This window comes from Streptomyces fragilis, from assembly GCF_003112515.1.
GTDB lineage: Bacteria > Actinomycetota > Actinomycetes > Streptomycetales > Streptomycetaceae > Streptomyces > Streptomyces fragilis.
Genome location: NZ_BEVZ01000003.1, coordinates 525878 through 541843 on the forward strand (window position 1 = coordinate 525878; position 15966 = coordinate 541843).

Consider the following 15966-nt stretch of genomic DNA (forward strand, 5'->3'; position numbering starts at 1 on the left):
GAGAGGTGAGCACCACACCGTGATAGTCCGATCCTTCAAGGAGATCGAGGGCACCGACCGGCACGTGAAGGCCGCCACCGGTACCTGGGAGAGCAAGCGCATCGTCCTGGCCAAGGAGGGCGTCGGCTTCTCCGTGCACGAGACGGTCCTCTACGCGGGCACCGAGACGACCATGTGGTACGCCAACCACATCGAGGCCGTCGTCTGCACCGAGGGCGAGGCCGAGCTCACCGACGAGACCACCGGCGAGACGTACCTGATCACCCCCGGGACCATGTACCTCCTGGACGGCCACGAGAAGCACACCATGCGGCCGCGGACGGACTTCCGCTGCATCTGCGTCTTCAACCCGCCCGTGACCGGACGGGAGGACCACGACGAGAACGGCGTCTACCCCCTGCTCACCGAGGAGGTCTGAGCACGTGTCCACCGCGACGAGCGCACCCGCCGGCCACGGCGTCACCGACCTGTACCCCACCCGCGGGGCCCAGGAGATGACGGTCCCCCGCCAGGACCCCGTCGTCTGGGGCAGCCCGGACGGGCCCGGCCCGATCCAGCCGCAGGACCTCGGCGCCTTCGCGCGCGACGGCTTCCTGGCGGTCGACCAGCTGATCACCCCGGAGGAGGTCCAGGTCTACCGCCGTGAGCTGGACCGCCTGGTGGCCGACCCGGAGATCCGCGCCGACGAGCGTTCGATCGTCGAGCCGCGCACCCAGGAGATCCGGTCCGTCTTCGAGGTGCACCGGATCAGCGAGCTCTTCGCCCACCTGGTCGCCGACGAGCGGGTCGTCGGCCGGGCCCGGCAGATCCTGGGCTCGGACGTCTACGTCCACCAGTCCCGGATCAACGTCAAGCCCGGCTTCGGGGCCTCCGGCTTCTACTGGCACTCGGACTTCGAGACCTGGCACGCCGAGGACGGCCTGCCGAACATGCGGACCGTGTCGGTGTCGATCGCCCTCACCGAGAACGTCGACACCAACGGCGGCCTGATGATCATGCCGGGGTCGCACAAGACCTTCCTCGGCTGCGCGGGCGCCACCCCGAAGGACAACTACAAGAAGTCGCTGCAGATGCAGGACGCGGGCACCCCGTCCGACGAGGCGCTCACCGCGCTCGCCGGGCAGCACGGCATCAAGCTCTTCACGGGCAAGGCCGGTTCGGCGACCTGGTTCGACTGCAACTGCATGCACGGGTCCGGCGACAACATCACGCCGTTCCCGCGCAGCAACGTCTTCGTCGTGTTCAACAGCGTGGAGAACACCCCCGTCGAGCCGTTCGCCGCGCCGGTGCGGCGCCCCGCCTTCCTCGGGGCCCGCGACTCCACGCCGGTGCGCTGAGGCCCGCCCGCGACTCCCGGGCGCGCCGGGCCGTTCAGCGGTCCAGGGCGTCGAGCAGGCGGTCCACGTCCGCGGGGCCGTTGTAGAGGTGGAAGGCGGCCCGCAGACTGCCCGCACGGTCGGAGACCTCGATCCCGGCCGCGGACAGCGCGGTCCGCCGTCCGCCCAGCCCCGGCACCGACACGATCGGCGAGCCCGGCGAGGGCAGCGGCTCGTGCCCCAGCCTCAGCAGGCCCTCGCGGAAGCGGTCCGCCAGCGCCAGGTCGTGCCGGCGGACCGCCTCCACCCCCACTTCCTCCACCAGCGCCAGGGACCGCGCGCCGGCCACGCAGGCGACGCTCTGCGGTTCGTCGAACCGCCGCGCGGTGCCGGCCAGTTCGGTGACCGGCCCGTAGCAGCTCGCCCAGGGGTCCTCGCCCGCCACCCAGCCGGCCGACAGCGGCAGCAGCCCGCCGAAGTCCTCCGGCACGGTCAGGAACGCCAGGCCGAACATGCCGCACAGCCACTTGTGCGTGACGGTGACGGTGAAGTCGTACTCCCCGGCGTCCAGCGGGAGCCAGCCGGCCGCCTGGGACACGTCCAGGCAGATCCGCGCCCCGTGCGCCGAGGCGGCGGCGCGCAGCGCCGGCAGGTCGGCCAGCCGGCCGTCGGACGACTGCACGGCGCTCACCGCCACCAACGCGGTGCCCGGGCCGACCTCCTCGGGGATCCGCTCCAGAGGGACCGTCCGGACCTTCAGGTCACCGCGCACGTGGAACGGGTTGACCAGCGAGCTGAAGTCGCCCTCCGCGGTGAGCACCTCGGCGCCGGCCGGCAGCGAGGCCGCGATCAGCGCGCAGTACCCCACCACCGAGGTGCCGACGGCCACCCGGTCGGCCCCGACGCCCATGATCCGGGCGTAGGAGGCCCGGGCCTCGTCGACGGGCCCGAAGAAGTCGGGCGGCAGGCCCGCCACGCCCTCGTCCAGGGCGGCACGGGCGGCGCGGGCGGAACGGGCGGGGATCAGGCCGACGGCGGCGGTGTTCAGGTACACGCGCACCGGGGCGAACTCTGACGCGACGACAGGGGCACGGTCGAGGTTCGGCATGACACTCACCATGCATCCCCGGCCGCGCCCCGTCCACGGTGCGTCACCGCGCGCCGCACGACGCGCCCCTCACCGCCCGCGGGGCGCGGGGCGCGCGCCGGTCACCGCTGGGGGACCTCGCAGCCGTCGGGGCCGCAGGCGTCCCCGTCGGAGAGCACCGTCAGCGGCGACCGCTCACCCCACGCCTGGGTCAGGGCCTGGGAGAACAGCTCCACCGGCTGCGCGCCGGACACCCCGTACCGGCGGTCGATGACGAAGAACGGCACGCCGGAGACACCCAGCTCCGCCGCCTCCTGCTCGTCGGCCCGCACCTCGCGCGCGTACGCGGACGGGTCGCCCAGCACCTCGCGCACCTCGTCCTCCGCCAGGCCGGCCCGCACGGCCAGCTCGACCAGGTACTCGTCGGCGTCGCCGAACACCGAGCGCTCCTCGGCGAAGTTGGCCCGGTAGAAGAGGTCCAGCAACTCGCTCTGGCGGCCCCGCTCCTTCGCCAGCTGCAGCAGCCGGTGCAGGTCGAAGGTGCCGCCGTGGTCACGGCCCTCCGAGCGGTACGGCAGGCCCTCGCCGGCCGCCTGCGCGGCCAGGTTCGCCTCCCCGGCCGCCGCCTGCTCCTCGCTCATCCCGTACTTCTTGGCCAGCAGCCCGAGCACCGGCTCCACGTCCCCCTTGGCGCGCCCGGGGTCGAGCTCGAACGACCGGTGCACGACCTCGACGTCGTCACGGTGCGCGAAGGCGGCCAGCGCCTTCTCGAAACGGGCCTTCCCGACATAACACCAGGGGCACGCGATGTCGGACCAGATCTCCACACGCACGGGGGCACTCCATCAGCAGGGGGCAGTTCTCCGGCGGCAACCGTTCACCCGGCCGCCGCATTCCCGCACGGTGCGGGGGAGGGGACTACTTCCAGGCGCTCGCGGCGGCCCGCAGCGCTCCCGCCAGGTCCACCTCGGCTCCCCGCTCCGCCAGCGCCGCGCCCAGCGCGGCCAGGCTGCCCTGGACGGCGCCCGGCGTGGCGTCCCGTCCGTAGTGGTTGACCCGGATCATCTCGGACGCGAGCGCGCCGCCGCCCGCCGCCAGCGGCAGCGCGGGATCGGCCGCCAGCGCCCGCGCCACCAGCTCGGAGGCCACCACCCCGGCCGGGGTGCGCAGCGTGGTCGCCACCGGCGCGGCGTCCCGCGCCTGGTGGACGTACGGCTCCAGCCCGCCGCCCAGCGCCACCACGCCGGCCCGGGTCGCCGCGGCGGCCGACGCGTGACGGGCCATCAGCGCGTCGAGTCCCTCGCCCTCGACCCGCTCCACGCAGGCCTCCAGCGCCAGCATCTCCAGCTGCGCCGGGGCGTGCAGCAGCGCGGTGCGCCCACGGTCGATCCACCGCTCCTTCCAGTCCAGCAGCGACAGGTAGGAGTGCCGGGGCGCCCTCGGGTTGGCGGCCATCCGGGCCCAGGCCCGCTCGCTCACCGACACCGCGGAGACACCCGCCGGGCCGCCCAGCGCCTTCTGCGCGCCGATCACGCACAGGTCGACGCCCCACGCGTCGGTCAGCACCGGCTCCGCGCCGACGGAGGCCACCGCGTCCAGGTACAGCAGCGCGCCGTGCTCCCGGACCACCTCGCCGATCTCCCCGACCGGGTTGGTGTTGCCGGTGGCCGCCTCGGCGTGCACCAGCGAGACGAAGTCGATCTCCGGGTGCTCGGCCAGCGCCTCGCGGATCTGCCGTGCGGTCACCGCGGTGTGGAAGGGCACCGCCAGGTCGTGCACCGTCGCGCCGCAGTCGCGCAGCCAGTCGCCGAAGGTCTGCCCGTAGGGACCGGTGACGACGTTCAGCGCCACCGTCCCGGGACCCGCGCAGCCGCGGATCGCGCCCTCCAGCGGCAGCAGCGCCTCGCCCTGGGTGATGACGACGTCGTTGCGGGTGCCGAGGAGCCGCGCCACCCGGTCCGCGACGTCGGCGAAACGGGCGGCGCTGAGCGGCGCCAGGTCCAGGAAGGGGTGGGTCACGGTGGTGCTCTCTTCGCTCAGGGACTGCGGGGGACTGCGGCGCGTGCCGCACGGGCCGGTACGGGAAGGGCCGGCGCGCGGGAAAGGCCGGTGCGCCCTGAGGGTAACCGGTGCCCGGGCGGGCAGCTGACGGCCCGCCTCCGCCCGCCGGCCGCACGGCGGGCGGGCCACTTCGCCTCCCGCCCCTCATGACGGGGTCCGACCGGGGGCTCTAGGGTGCGGTGCATGAGCGATCACGCGGTGCTGCGGGTGAAGGGGAGGGTGCTGGTCGGGCCCGAGGAGGTCCGGGACGAGATCTGGGTGGTCGGCGGGCGGATCAGCCTCGACCGCCCCGCCGGGGCCCGGGACGTCCGCACGGTCGAGGGCTGGGTCCTGCCCGGGCTGGTCGACGCCCACTGCCACGTCGGGCTCGGCCCGCACGGCGCGGTGCCGGACGACGTCGCCGAGAAGCAGGCGCTGACCGAGCGGGAGGCCGGGGCGCTGCTGCTGCGGGACGCCGGCTCCCCCGCCGACACGCGGTGGATCGACGACCGCGAGGACCTGCCGAAGATCATCCGCGCCGGGCGGCACATCGCCCGCACCCGGCGCTACATCCGCAACTACGCCTGGGAGATCGAGCCGGAGGACCTCGTCGCCCACGTCGCCCGGGAGGCGCGGCGCGGCGACGGCTGGGTGAAGCTGGTCGGCGACTGGATAGACCGCGGCGAGGGCGACCTGGCGCCCTGCTGGCCCCGCGGGGCCGTCGAGGCCGCGATCGCCGAGGCGCACCGGCTGGGCGCGCGGGTCACCGCGCACTGCTTCGCCGAGAGCTCGCTGCGCGACCTGGTCGAGGCGGGCATCGACTGCGTCGAGCACGCCACCGGGCTCACCGAGGACACCATCCCGCTCTTCGCGGAACGGGGCGTGGCCATCGTCCCGACGCTGGTCAACATCGCCACCTTCCCGGCCCTGGCGGCGGGCGGGGAGGAGAAGTTCCCGCGCTGGTCCGCCCACATGCGGCGGCTGCACGAGCGGCGCTACGACACGGTGCGCTCCGCGTGGGACGCCGGCGTGCCGGTGTTCGTGGGCACCGACGCCGGGGGATCGCTGCCGCACGGGCTGGTCGCGGAGGAGGTCGCCGAGCTGGTGCGGGCGGGCATCCCGGCCGCCGACGCGGTCGGGGCCGCCTCGTGGACCGCGCGGTCCTGGCTCGGCCGCCCCGGCATCGAGGAGGGCGCCCCGGCCGACCTGGTCGTCTACCCCGCCGACCCCCGCGAGGACGTCACCACCCTCGCCGCGCCCCGACGGGTCGTCCTCGACGGCCGCGTCGTGGCGTGACCCGCCGAGGGCTCCCGCGGCGGAGCGGTCCGCCCGCCGCCCCGGGCCGGCGCTCCCACCGGTGAGGACGGGACCCCGACACGCGGAACGCGACGGCCTCGCGGACCCCGTGCCCCGTGACCGCGGGGGCCGAGGCCCGGCACGTAGGAACCGACCGCCCCCGTGACCGCGAGGGCCGTGGCCCCGGTACGCCGGGGCCACGGCCGAACGCCGAGGCGGGGGAGGGGAGTTGCTCCCCGACCCGAGTTACTCCCCGACCCCCGCGAGGTCCTTCAGCCGGCGGCCCTGCGCGGCCCGCTCCGCCGCCCGCTGCTCGTCGAAGGTGCGGTCCACCGCCCCCTGCAGCAGCGCCTTCGTCTCGATCACCGCGTCCCGCGGCGCGGCCAGCAGCGCCGCGACGAGATCACGCACCGTGTCGTCCAGCTGGTCCCGCTCCACCGCGAGGTTGGCCAGGCCGCTGGCGACCGCCTCCTGCGCCGTCACGAACCGGCCGGTGGCGCAGATCTCGAGCGCACGGGCGTATCCCACGAGCGCCACCAACGGCTGCGTGCCGGTGAGGTCGGGCACCAGGCCCAGGCTGGTCTCCCGCATGGCGAACTGCACGTCGTCCGCGACCACCCGCAGGTCGCAGGCGAGGGCGAGCTGGAAGCCGGCGCCGATGGCGTGCCCCTGCACGGCCGCGACGGACACGATGTCGCTGCGACGCCACCAGGTGAACGCCTCCTGGTATTCGGCGATGATCGCGTCCGTCTCCGCGTCGCCGCCGCGGGCCATGTCCAGGAAGGACGGCTCACCGGGGAAGCCCTCGGGGGTGAACGCCTGGCGGTCGAGCCCCGCGGAGAAGGACTTGCCCTCGCCGCGCAGTACGACCACCCGGACGTCGCCCGGGAGCGCCCGGCCCGCCTCCGCGAGGGCCCGCCACAGGGCGGGGCTCTGCGCGTTGCGCCGGGCCGGGTTGGTCAAGGTCACCGTCGCGGTCTCACCGTCGACGACGAGCCGGACACCGTCCTTGTCGAGGACAGGGTCGAGGGAAGTCATGACGCCTCCGAATGGGTGCGGTCGGCCGGCACGCCCCGTGGAACGCGCCGGTAAGTGACTGCACAGTAACCACCCGGTCGGTCGCGTGACCGACCGGGTGGCCGCCGTTCATCGGAGCCGACGGCTGCCCGGCCTCAGGCCGACTGCGCCTTCTTGCCACGCGTCGCCCCGCCACGCCCACGAAGCGTGACACCCGACTCGCTGAGCATCCGGTGCACGAAGCCATACGAGCGGCCGGTCTCCTCGGCCAGCGCCCGGATGCTCGCACCGGAGTCGTACTTCTTCTTCAGGTCTGCCGCGAGCTTGTCGCGCGCGGCGCCGGTCACCCGGCTGCCCTTCTTCAGAGTCTCGGCCACCCGTGCCTCCTCATGGGAAGTGCGCTCTGGTCCTCTCATGATCACCCCTCCCCGCCGTCCTGGCCACCCATTCGGCAAGGTCCGTGCGACCGGCTTTTGACGACAGGAGCGTGTGCGCACAATCGGAATGCGTCATTCTGTCGACCGGTACCCGCACAGCTGAGCGGTATTCCGGACGAATCAGCAGGTCATGGACGCAAAACGGCCGGGCTCCCGGTCAGAGGGAGCCCGGCCGAAACTCCATGCACGACACACCTGGGGACCAGGAGTTCTCACACAGATGACGGAGCGGGGATCGTCCGAATGATCCAATACGGGTCAGGCGAGCGCCACCAGGTCGGCGTACGAGGCACCCCAGAGGTCCTCGATGCCGTCCGGGAGAAGGATGATCCGCTCCGGCTGGAGCGCCTCCACCGCGCCCTCGTCGTGGGTCACCAGCACCACCGCGCCCTTGTAGGTGCGCAGCGCCCCGAGGATCTCCTCGCGGCTGGCCGGGTCGAGGTTGTTGGTCGGCTCGTCCAGCAGCAGCACGTTGGCCGAGGAGACGACCAGCGTCGCCAGGGCGAGACGGGTCTTCTCCCCGCCGGAGAGGACGCCGGCCGGCTTGTCGACGTCGTCGCCGGAGAACAGGAACGAGCCGAGCACCTTGCGGACCTCGACCAGGTCCAGGTCGGGCGCCGCCGAGCGCATGTTCTCGAGCACCGTGCGGTCCGGGTCGAGGGTCTCGTGCTCCTGGGCGTAGTAGCCGACCTTCAGGCCGTGCCCGGGGACGATCCGGCCGGTGTCGGGCTGCTCCACCCCGGCCAGCATGCGCAGCAGGGTGGTCTTGCCGGCGCCGTTGAGGCCCAGGATGACGACCCGTGAGCCCTTGTCGATGGCCAGGTCGACGTCGGTGAAGATCTCCAGCGAGCCGTAGGACTTGGACAGCTCCTCGGCCATCAGCGGCGTCCTGCCGCAGGGCGCCGGCTCCGGGAAGCGGAGCTTGGCCACCTTGTCGGACTGGCGGGCGTCCTCGAGGCCGGAGAGCAGTCGCTCGGCGCGCCGGGCCATGTTCTGCGCGGCGACCGTCTTGGTGGCCTTGGCGCGCATCTTGTCGGCCTGGGCGTTGAGCGCCGCGGCCTTCTTCTCGGCGTTCTGACGCTCGCGCTTGCGGCGCTTCTCGTCCGCCTCGCGCTGCTGCTGGTAGAGCTTCCAGCCCATGTTGTAGACGTCGATGGCGGCCCGGTTGGCGTCCAGGTAGAAGACCTTGTTGACGACCGTCTCGACCAGCTCGACGTCGTGGGAGATCACGATGAAGCCGCCGCGGTAGCTCTTCAGGTAGTCGCGCAGCCAGACGATCGAGTCCGCGTCGAGGTGGTTGGTGGGCTCGTCCAGGAGCAGGGTGTCGGCGTCCGAGAAGAGGATGCGGGCCAGCTCGATGCGGCGGCGCTGACCGCCGGACAGGGTGTGCAGCGGCTGGCCGAGCACCCGGTCGGGCAGGTTGAGCGCGGCGGCGATGGTGGCGGCCTCGGCCTCGGCGGCGTAACCGCCCTTGGTGAGGAACTCGGTCTCCTGGCGCTCGTACTGCTTCATCGCCTTCTCGCGCGTGGAGCCCTTGCCGCTGGCGATGCGCTCCTCGTTCTCGCGCATCTTGCGCAGCAGCACGTCCAGGCCGCGGGCGGACAGGACGCGGTCGCGGGCGAGCACGTCGAGGTCGCCGGTGCGGGGGTCCTGCGGGAGGTAGCCGACCTCGCCGGAGCGGGTCACGCTGCCGGCGGCGGGGGCGCCCTCGCCGGCCAGGACCTTGGTGAGGGTGGTCTTGCCGGCGCCGTTGCGGCCGACCAGGCCGATGCGGTCGCCCTTGGCGACGCGGAAGCTGGCGGACTCGATGAGGACGCGGGCTCCGGCACGCAGTTCGATACCGGTGGCGGTGATCACGGTCAGACTCCAGGGCGTGAGAAAGGGCGGACGGGCTTCGCGGAGGCGTACCGCCGTCTAATGCGCGAGGAGAAAGGCCATGCGGAAAAGTCTAACGGGCGGATGCAAGCAGATTTCCCGGCGTGCGTTGTCGGACCCGGGTGCCAGACTGTGCAACAGGTCACACAAAAACGACATACGAGGCAGGTGGTTCGCGATGACCGGCTCCCGAGGCGGCTCGCCCGGTCTGTGCCCGACGCTGCTCTACGCGGACGCCCGGGCGGCGGTCCGGCAGCTGACCGAGGCCCTGGGCTTCCGGCAGCTCGCCCTGTACGAGGGCGAGGACGGCACGGTGGCGCACGCCGAGCTCGCCCAGGGCGGAGGGGTGGTGATGCTCGGCTCCAAGGACAACGGCGGCGCCTTCGCCCGGGCCATGCGGAACGCCGGCCCGGCCGGGGTCTACGTGGTCGTCGAGGACGTCGACGCGCACCACGCCCGCGCCGTGGAGCACGGCGTGGAGATCCTCACGGCGCCGGCCGACCAGGACTACGGCGCGCGGGACTACATGGCCCGGGACCTCGAGGGCAACGTGTGGAGCTTCGGCACGTACACCCCCGAGATACCGGCCTGAGCGTCCCGCGGCCACCGGCCCGCGCGACCTGCCCGGCGCGCGGGCGTCCCGCGGGTACCGGCCCAGGCGTCCCGCAGGACGGGCCCGGGTCGTCCCGCCGCGGCGACGCGGGCCCCGCGGCCGGCGGTCAGCCGCCCCCGGTGTGCACCTGGAAGGCCGCCCGGCGCACGGCCTTGGCCAGTGCCGGGTCGGGGTGGGCCGCGGCCAGCGCCACCAGCACCTGCACGGTGCGCGGGTGGCCGACGGCGCGGACCTCCTCCAGCAGCTGCGGCACGGTCGGCTGCATGGCTGACTCCAGGTGGCGCACCAGCATGGGGCCCTCGCCGTGGTCGGCCACCGCCGCCGCGGTGTCGACCCACAGCCAGGTGGCCTCCTCCCGGGTGAGCACCTCGTGCGCGTCCTCGGGGTCGGCGCCCTCGTGCACGGCGAGCCACAGCAGGGCGTAGGGCCGCAGCACGGCCTCGGCGGCCGCGGCGCGGACCTCCGCCTCGGCGGGGGCGCCGACCACGCGCAGCGCGTCGAAGGCGAGCCCGCGCAGCAGGGCGTCCTCGCCGCGGGCGGCGGCCAGCAGTTCGGAGACCGCGCTGCCCACCGGACGGGCCGCCAGCCACGCCTGGTACTCGGCGCGGGCGGCGTTGGGCCGCAGCCGGGCGCAGCCGCGCAGCATGTCCTCGGCGGCCTGCTCGATGTTCCCCGCCGGGCTCTGCGCCGCCACGCAGATCTGCTCGAGCTTGACCCAGACCGCCCAGCTGCCCAGCGGCGTGAGCGTGGCCTGCCGGGCCGGACCGTCGTCCTCCAGCTCCAGGGCGCCCACGCCGGCGAGCGCGCCCAGCGCCCAGTCCAGCAGCGGAGCGAACTCGCCCGCCGTGACGGGCTCGGGGGCCGTGCGGTCCTCGGGCGGCGGCGAGGCCGTCGGCTCGGTGGGCGGCTCGGAGGGGTGGGCGTCCGGCGTCGCCGTGTAGGGGACCTCGCAGCGCTCGGTGCGCAGCTCGGTGACCCGCTGGCCGAGCAGGTCGAGGAGCTGCTCGACCGGCACCGGTCCGGCCGACAGCTGGAGGAAGGAGAGGACCTGGGGCATCGCCGAGACGGTGTCGGACACCGCGGAGTGCTCCTGGCCGTCGGGCTCGGGGCAGGCCAGCGACCAGGCGTCGAAGAGCGCCACCCAGCCGCGCAGCACGGCGCTGTCGTCGCGGTCCCAGGCACGCAGCCGCCAGCCGGGGCGGGCGTCGGCGCCGTGCACCTCGACCAGTCCGGCCAGCCGGGCGATGTCCCAGTCGGAGCGGACGCGCTCCACGCTCAGCCCGAGCTCACGGGCGGCGCGGTCGGCGGTCGGGTCGGAGAGCGTGCCCTTGCCGTCGGGGGTGCCGCCCTGGGTGCCGGGGCCCAGCGCCGCGTCGGCCCAGCGGGCCACGCGGACCGGGCCGGCCAGCCGGGCGCGGGCCATGGCGGCCAGCGCGGAGCGGGGCGGCGTCCCCTCGGGTGGCCGGGGCGCCGGCCTCGGGGCACGCCGCTGGTCCGTCACTCGGGGGGCGGCGGCCAGGGGTCGGGTACGGACGAGTCGAAGCCTGGAGTCGCGCGGAATACGGGACGTCACGGGGGCAGTCTCTCGGGTGGGGGACCGAAAACCCAAACGGAACGTCCGGTCGGCCTTCGGAAAGGAGCCTCCGGAGGCCGACCGGGGCGTCACATGAAGGGCGTGAGGAAGCGGCGCACGGCCTCTTCGTAGCGGTTCGGGTCGCTGTTCCACATCGCCGCGTGCGGAGCGTCGAGGAAGGTTCGCAGCGTCACCAGCTGCGGGAGGCGGTCGGCGAGAGCGCGGGACAGCTCCCAGTCGGCCACCCCGTCGCCGGGCCCGTGCAGGATCAGCGTGGGCGTCCGCAGCGGTTCGGGCGCGTCCCAGGCGGGGTCCTGGTGGGCCTGGAGCCTGCCGCGGGCCGCGCGCACCGCCAGCGGCAGCAGGGCGCGGGGCACCCCTCGCGCGGAGGCCAGGGTGCGTGCCGTCGCCTCCCAGTCCAGCACCGGCGAGTCCAGCACCAGTCCGGCGATCCGGCTGCGCAGCGGTGAGCGCTGGGCGGCGCGCAGCGCCATGGTCGCGCCGGCGGACCAGCCCAGCAGGACCACCCGGCGCGCGCCGAAACGGACGGCGTAGCGGATCGCGGCGTCCAGGTCGCGCCACTCCGTCTCGCCGAAGTGGAACCGGCGGTCGGGGGAGCGCGGGGCGTCCGGATCGCCGCGGTGGGCCAGGGCGAGCACCGCGAAGGCCTGGTCGTGGAAGAAGGGGAGCAGGTTGAGCACCTGTTCACGGGTGGAGCCCAGGCCGTGGGCGGCGATCACCCAGGTGGAGCGCTGTCCCGGCATGAACCAGGCGGGCAGCATTCCCAGCTCCCCGGGGACCTCCACGTCCGCGTAGGTCAGGTCCAGGGCGGTCACCGGGTTGCCGACGCGCAGCGAGGGGGTGAGCCACACGCGGTCGCCGGGCCGGAAGGAGCCCCGCTGGACGCTCCGCAGACCGCGGACGACCGCGTCCGCCGCGTGTGCGACGTCCTCGCGGACCGGGCCGACCACGGCGTGCGCACCGCCGGCCCCCTCGTCCTTGCCGATGAGGCCGTAGTACCCCGGGCGCAGGGCCGCGAGGTCGCGGGTCAGGCTGATCCAGTCCTCGCCGACGGCGTGCACGGTGAGGTGGGGTTCCGTGGGCAGCGGGCGGTCCGGCGGAGTCTTCAGCGCGGCGTCGCCCGCCAGCCGTCCGGCGGCCACGGCGGCCGCCGCTCCGGCGACCGCGGTGACAGCTGTCGCGGCCTTGATGTTCACAGTGCGCACCTGACCAGTTTCACGGAGCTCCCCAGACCTCGCCACCGCAAGCCGCGTCGGGCTTCCTCGCACGCACGTGTGCCCCGTTCCGGCGCTGTCAGCCCTCGGCGGGCCGCCCGTAGTGCCGCAGGCGCTCGGCGGTCGACGCCAGCTGCGCGGGCGTCAGGAGGGAGGGGGAGCGGCCCGGGACGGAGGAGGCGAGGAGCCACAGCCGGCACATCCACTCCAGCTGTGCCGTGCGGTCGTACGCCTGGTCGAGGTCCTCGCCGAAGGCCACCGTTCCGTGGTTGCGCAGCAGGCAGGCCGTGCGGTCCCGCAGCGCCTCCACGGCGGCCGCGGCCAGCTCCGGGGTCCCGTACGTCGCGTAGGGGGCGACCCGGACCGGGCCGCCGAGCGCCGCCGTCATGTAGTGGACCGGCGGCAGCTCGTCGGCGAGCGTGGAGACGGCGGTGGCGTGCACCGCGTGGGTGTGCACGACGGCCCCGGCGCCGGTGGCCCGGTACACGGCGAGGTGCAGCGGCAGCTCGCTGGTCGGCTCCGCCGTCCCCAGCACCCGGCGCCCGTCGAGGTCCACGCCCAGCACGTCACCGGGCCCCAGCCGGTCGTAGGGCACCCCGGAGGGCGTGACCAGCACCGTCCCGCCGACGCGCACCGAGAGGTTGCCGGAGGTGCCGACCACCAGTCCCTCCTCCGCGGTGCGGCGCGCGGCGGCCACCAGCCGCCGCCAGGCCTGTGCCGTTTCGTCCGGTACGCTCGTCCGCTCGGTGTCGCGCATGGCGGGGATCCTGCCACCTCCCGCGGCCCCGCCGGGACCGTGACAAGGATCTCCCCCACGCCGTCGGCGCCGCCGCGCCGCAGCCGGCCGGCGGGAGGTCCCCGGAGGGCCGGAAGGCTTGCGGCTCTTGGGCTCTGTCGACAAGTCGACACCTCCGCCCGGCCCCGGACGCCGGCGGTCCGGGGCCCCCGTGGGGCCCCCGTGGGGCCCACATGGGTGACCGTAAACCGCGCGTAGGGCGTCAGTTCACCTTCCGTTCACCCTGGTTACCTACGTTCGAATCGCCAACGACGTCGAACGATTGCCTGGGTAAATGGAAAGCTTCTCGCTGATCCTCGCGATTGTGGTGATCACCGCTCTCGCGTTCGATTTCACGAACGGTTTCCACGACACCGCCAATGCCATGGCCACCACGATCTCCACCGGCGCGATGAAGCCGAAGATCGCCGTGGCGATGTCCGCCGTGCTGAACCTTGTGGGTGCTTTCCTCTCCGTGGAGGTCGCCAACACGATCTCCAAGGGACTCGTCGACGAGTCGGGGATCCAGCCCGAGGTGATCTTCGCGGCCCTGGTGGGCGCCATTCTCTGGAACCTGGTGACCTGGCTGGTCGGTCTGCCGTCCAGCTCCTCGCACGCCCTCATGGGCGGTCTGCTGGGCGCCACCGTCGCCTCGGCCGGCTTCGGCGCGGTCAACGGCGGCACGCTGGTCACCAATGTGCTGATCCCGGCTCTCGCCGCGCCGCTGGTGGCCGGCATCGCCGCCACGGTCGGCGCGCGGATGACCTACAAGCTCGGCTCGAAGACCGAGGAGCGGACCGCCAAGAAGGGCTACCGCGCCGGCCAGATCGCCTCCGCGGCCCTGGTCTCCCTCGCGCACGGCACCAACGACGCGCAGAAGACCATGGGTGTCATCACCCTGGCCCTGGTCACCGGCGGCGTGCTCGTCCCGGACTCCGACCCGCCGGTGTGGGTCATCGCCTCCGCGGGCCTGGCCATCGCGCTCGGCACCTACCTCGGCGGCTGGCGCATCATCCGCACCATGGGCAAGGGCCTGACGGACCTGCAGCCGCAGCAGGGCTTCGCCGCCCAGACCTCCGCCGCCACGGTCATCCTGGCCTCCTCCCACCTGGGATTCTCGCTCTCCACCACGCACTCCGTCTCGGGTGCCGTGATGGGCGCCGGTCTCGGCCGCAAGGGCGGCGTGGTCCGCTGGTCCACCGCCGGCCGCATGCTGGTCGCCTGGCTGCTCACCCTGCCGGCCGCCGCGCTGGTCGCCGCGGGCGCCGAGTACGTCACCCAGCAGGGCACCTGGGGCACCGTGGTGGTGGCCGTCTTCCTGGTCGGCTCCAGCCTCGGCATCTGGCTGCTCTCCCGCCGCGAGGTCGTCGACCACACCAACGTGAACCAGGTCGAGGAGGAGGGCGTCGTCGCCGACGCCGTCGCCGCGGTCGGCGTGCCCCCCACCCTCGCGGTCGAGGAGGAACTGGCCCGCGTGATGCCCGCCCAGGCCAGCGGCCCCGCCGTCGGCCTCGACGAGAAGCACGCGACCTCGCCCGCCAAGGTCTGACGACCTCCGGCGCACTCCCCAGCGAACCAGGAAGAGAAGCAGCATGAAGATCGACTGGGCGGCTCTCGGCTCCGTCTTCGGGGTCAGCCTCGTGGCCACCGTGGTCCTGGTGGGCCTGTTCACCCTCGGCATCGCCGGCCTCTCCCAGAAGGAGAAGGCGGCCCGCACCGGGGGCACGGCCCCCCTCGCGGTCACCGGCGCGTACCTCAGCTTCGCCGCGTGCGCGGCGGCGGTGGCGTACGGCATCTACCTGATCGTCGCCTGACCTCCCGGGGTCGGCACGGCAAGCGCCCGGGGCCCGGCGGAGACACGCTCTCCGCCGGGCCCCGGGCGTTTCCCGTCCGCTTCCCCCGGGCCTACTCCACCGCGGTGACCAGCACCGCGACCTCGGCCTGCGGCAGCACCCCCGTCACCGCGCCGCGCACGTCGCGCGCCACGTCCAGCGGCCGGCGCGCCCGGCTCACCGCCACGTCCACCCGGACCAGGCGCCGCCCGGTCCCCGCCTCCTCGGACAGGTGCAGGCCGCGCCGCACCGGCCCTCCGGGCACCACCGGCATGCCGCGCGGCTCCAGCACGCCTGGCACGGCGCGCACCGCCGCGTCGACGAGCGCCTCGTCGCCGCCGACCGGTGCGTGGTGGTCCCCGGCCGGGCGGGCCGGACCCGGGGGACCGAAGGGCTCGTCCTCGTCCTCCTCGGCCTCCGCGTCACCCGAACGGCCGTCCCCGTCGACGAGAAGATCCGTCACCTCCAGATCGACCGTCCCGACCAGCAGCCCCAGCTCCCCGGCGGCCGCCGCGAGTGCCTCGCGCAGCCGCCGCGCGGCCTCGGTCACCGGCTCGCCGCCCTCCGCGGCGAAGGCCGCCGCCACCCGCAGCGGACCCGGCGCCGCAGCGGCCTCCGGCGCGGGCGGGCCCGGGCGCCGCCCGGAGCCGTCCGCGGGGTCGATCCGCAGGCTCCGTAGACGGATCCCCCGCACCTGGAGCGCCGCCCGCCGCAGCGCCGCCCGCGCCGGGCGCGCGGCGATCCACAGGCCGTCGCCGGGCCCGCCCAGCGGCAGCGGCCTGCCGAGTCCGGTCCGGTGCCGGAGCGTCCCGGCCAGCTCCTGAGGGGTCCTTCTCGCATGGGAGGTCATTCCTCCACCTTGCCGTATCC

16 protein-coding genes are annotated in these 15966 nt (G+C 74.3%); 6 read left to right on the forward strand and 10 right to left on the reverse strand.

All coding sequences use genetic code 11. The features are described from left to right. The first annotated feature begins 19 nt into the window (after positions 1-19). Both Sfr03f_RS12930 and thpD read left to right on the forward strand, forming a co-directional pair. Positions 20-418 carry an ectoine synthase gene (locus Sfr03f_RS12930; RefSeq protein ID WP_108953991.1) on the forward strand — a complete coding sequence of 133 codons (399 nt, stop codon included), beginning with the start codon at positions 20-22 and terminating at the stop codon, positions 416-418. Positions 419-494: 76 nt separating this feature from the next. Beyond that, positions 495-1337, forward strand: coding sequence for an ectoine hydroxylase (thpD, locus tag Sfr03f_RS12935; protein ID WP_108954095.1), 843 nt, complete (start codon positions 495-497; stop codon positions 1335-1337). Between the two features lie 34 nt (positions 1338-1371). On the opposite strand, the gene Sfr03f_RS12940 is transcribed toward thpD, so the two are convergent. The 3 genes from Sfr03f_RS12940 to Sfr03f_RS12950 all read right to left on the reverse strand — a co-directional run bounded on the left by Sfr03f_RS12940 (position 1372) and on the right by Sfr03f_RS12950 (position 4422). Continuing rightward, positions 1372-2424 carry an aminotransferase class V-fold PLP-dependent enzyme gene (locus Sfr03f_RS12940; protein ID WP_170145071.1) on the reverse strand — a complete coding sequence of 351 codons (1053 nt, stop codon included), beginning with the start codon at positions 2422-2424 and terminating at the stop codon, positions 1372-1374. A 101-nt stretch (positions 2425-2525) separates the two neighbouring features. Continuing rightward, entirely contained in the window at positions 2526-3236 is a 711-nt protein-coding gene (locus tag Sfr03f_RS12945; protein WP_108953993.1) for a DsbA family oxidoreductase, read from the reverse strand. A gap of 85 nt (positions 3237-3321) precedes the next feature. Then, positions 3322-4422: a pyridoxal-phosphate-dependent aminotransferase family protein gene (locus Sfr03f_RS12950; RefSeq protein ID WP_108953994.1), complete on the reverse strand. Its 1101-nt coding sequence runs from the start codon at positions 4420-4422 to the stop codon at positions 3322-3324. A gap of 225 nt (positions 4423-4647) precedes the next feature. Here Sfr03f_RS12950 and Sfr03f_RS12955 point away from each other — a divergent pair, with 225 nt between their 5' ends. Then, positions 4648-5739, forward strand: coding sequence for an amidohydrolase family protein (locus tag Sfr03f_RS12955; RefSeq protein WP_108953995.1), 1092 nt, complete (start codon positions 4648-4650; stop codon positions 5737-5739). A 246-nt stretch (positions 5740-5985) separates the two neighbouring features. On the opposite strand, the gene Sfr03f_RS12960 is transcribed toward Sfr03f_RS12955, so the two are convergent. The 3 genes from Sfr03f_RS12960 to Sfr03f_RS12970 form a co-directional block, all read right to left on the reverse strand. Further along, the gene (locus Sfr03f_RS12960; RefSeq protein WP_108953996.1) at positions 5986-6777 is read right to left on the reverse strand and encodes an enoyl-CoA hydratase/isomerase family protein; all 792 of its coding nucleotides are present in this window, start codon (positions 6775-6777) and stop codon (positions 5986-5988) included. Positions 6778-6911: 134 nt separating this feature from the next. Next, a complete protein-coding gene (locus Sfr03f_RS12965) occupies positions 6912-7133 on the reverse strand; it encodes a helix-turn-helix domain-containing protein (protein WP_030578326.1) in 222 nt (73 codons plus the stop codon). Between the two features lie 318 nt (positions 7134-7451). Further along, positions 7452-9050, reverse strand: coding sequence for an ABC-F family ATP-binding cassette domain-containing protein (locus Sfr03f_RS12970; RefSeq protein ID WP_108953997.1), 1599 nt, complete (start codon positions 9048-9050; stop codon positions 7452-7454). Positions 9051-9246: 196 nt separating this feature from the next. Here Sfr03f_RS12970 and Sfr03f_RS12975 point away from each other — a divergent pair, with 196 nt between their 5' ends. Continuing rightward, a complete protein-coding gene (locus Sfr03f_RS12975; RefSeq protein ID WP_170145072.1) occupies positions 9247-9660 on the forward strand; it encodes a VOC family protein in 414 nt (137 codons plus the stop codon). Between the two features lie 127 nt (positions 9661-9787). Here the strand turns inward: Sfr03f_RS12975 and Sfr03f_RS12980 are convergent, their stop codons facing one another. From Sfr03f_RS12980 to Sfr03f_RS12990, 3 genes are all read right to left on the reverse strand, one after another. Continuing rightward, on the reverse strand, positions 9788-11254 hold the full coding sequence (locus Sfr03f_RS12980; protein ID WP_174721577.1) for a hypothetical protein: 1467 nt from the start codon (positions 11252-11254) through the stop codon (positions 9788-9790). Between the two features lie 89 nt (positions 11255-11343). After that, entirely contained in the window at positions 11344-12480 is a 1137-nt protein-coding gene (locus Sfr03f_RS12985; RefSeq protein WP_108953999.1) for an alpha/beta hydrolase, read from the reverse strand. Between the two features lie 88 nt (positions 12481-12568). Further along, positions 12569-13246 carry a class II aldolase/adducin family protein gene (locus Sfr03f_RS12990; protein WP_108954000.1) on the reverse strand — a complete coding sequence of 226 codons (678 nt, stop codon included), beginning with the start codon at positions 13244-13246 and terminating at the stop codon, positions 12569-12571. 313 nt (positions 13247-13559) lie between these two features. Between Sfr03f_RS12990 and Sfr03f_RS12995 the strand changes: the two genes are divergently transcribed. Together Sfr03f_RS12995 and Sfr03f_RS13000 are read left to right on the forward strand one after the other, a co-directional pair. Then, entirely contained in the window at positions 13560-14813 is a 1254-nt protein-coding gene (locus tag Sfr03f_RS12995; protein WP_108954001.1) for an inorganic phosphate transporter, read from the forward strand. A 43-nt stretch (positions 14814-14856) separates the two neighbouring features. Next, positions 14857-15078 (forward strand): hypothetical protein, encoded by a 222-nt coding sequence (locus tag Sfr03f_RS13000; protein ID WP_108954002.1) that lies wholly within the window; start codon positions 14857-14859, stop codon positions 15076-15078. A 91-nt stretch (positions 15079-15169) separates the two neighbouring features. On the opposite strand, the gene Sfr03f_RS13005 is transcribed toward Sfr03f_RS13000, so the two are convergent. Next, entirely contained in the window at positions 15170-15946 is a 777-nt protein-coding gene (locus Sfr03f_RS13005; RefSeq protein ID WP_108954003.1) for a nucleopolyhedrovirus P10 family protein, read from the reverse strand. Between the last annotated feature and the right edge of the window lie 20 nt (positions 15947-15966).

Bases quoted from the DNA above. Each gene is read 5' to 3' on its own strand.
- Sfr03f_RS12995 (WP_108954001.1), top strand. From the start codon at position 13,560: ATGGAAAGCTTCTCGCTGATCCTCGCGATTGTGGTGATCACCGCTCTC.
- Sfr03f_RS13000 (WP_108954002.1), top strand. From the start codon at position 14,857: ATGAAGATCGACTGGGCGGCTCTCGGCTCCGTCTTCGGGGTCAGCCTC.
- thpD (WP_108954095.1), top strand. From the start codon at position 495: ATGACGGTCCCCCGCCAGGACCCCGTCGTCTGGGGCAGCCCGGACGGG.
- Sfr03f_RS12955 (WP_108953995.1), top strand. From the start codon at position 4,648: ATGAGCGATCACGCGGTGCTGCGGGTGAAGGGGAGGGTGCTGGTCGGG.
- Sfr03f_RS12990 (WP_108954000.1), bottom strand. From the start codon at position 13,246: ATGCGCGACACCGAGCGGACGAGCGTACCGGACGAAACGGCACAGGCC.
- Sfr03f_RS13005 (WP_108954003.1), bottom strand. From the start codon at position 15,946: ATGACCTCCCATGCGAGAAGGACCCCTCAGGAGCTGGCCGGGACGCTC.
- Sfr03f_RS12960 (WP_108953996.1), bottom strand. From the start codon at position 6,777: ATGACTTCCCTCGACCCTGTCCTCGACAAGGACGGTGTCCGGCTCGTC.
- Sfr03f_RS12975 (WP_170145072.1), top strand. From the start codon at position 9,247: ATGACCGGCTCCCGAGGCGGCTCGCCCGGTCTGTGCCCGACGCTGCTC.
- Sfr03f_RS12940 (WP_170145071.1), bottom strand. From the start codon at position 2,424: ATGCCGAACCTCGACCGTGCCCCTGTCGTCGCGTCAGAGTTCGCCCCG.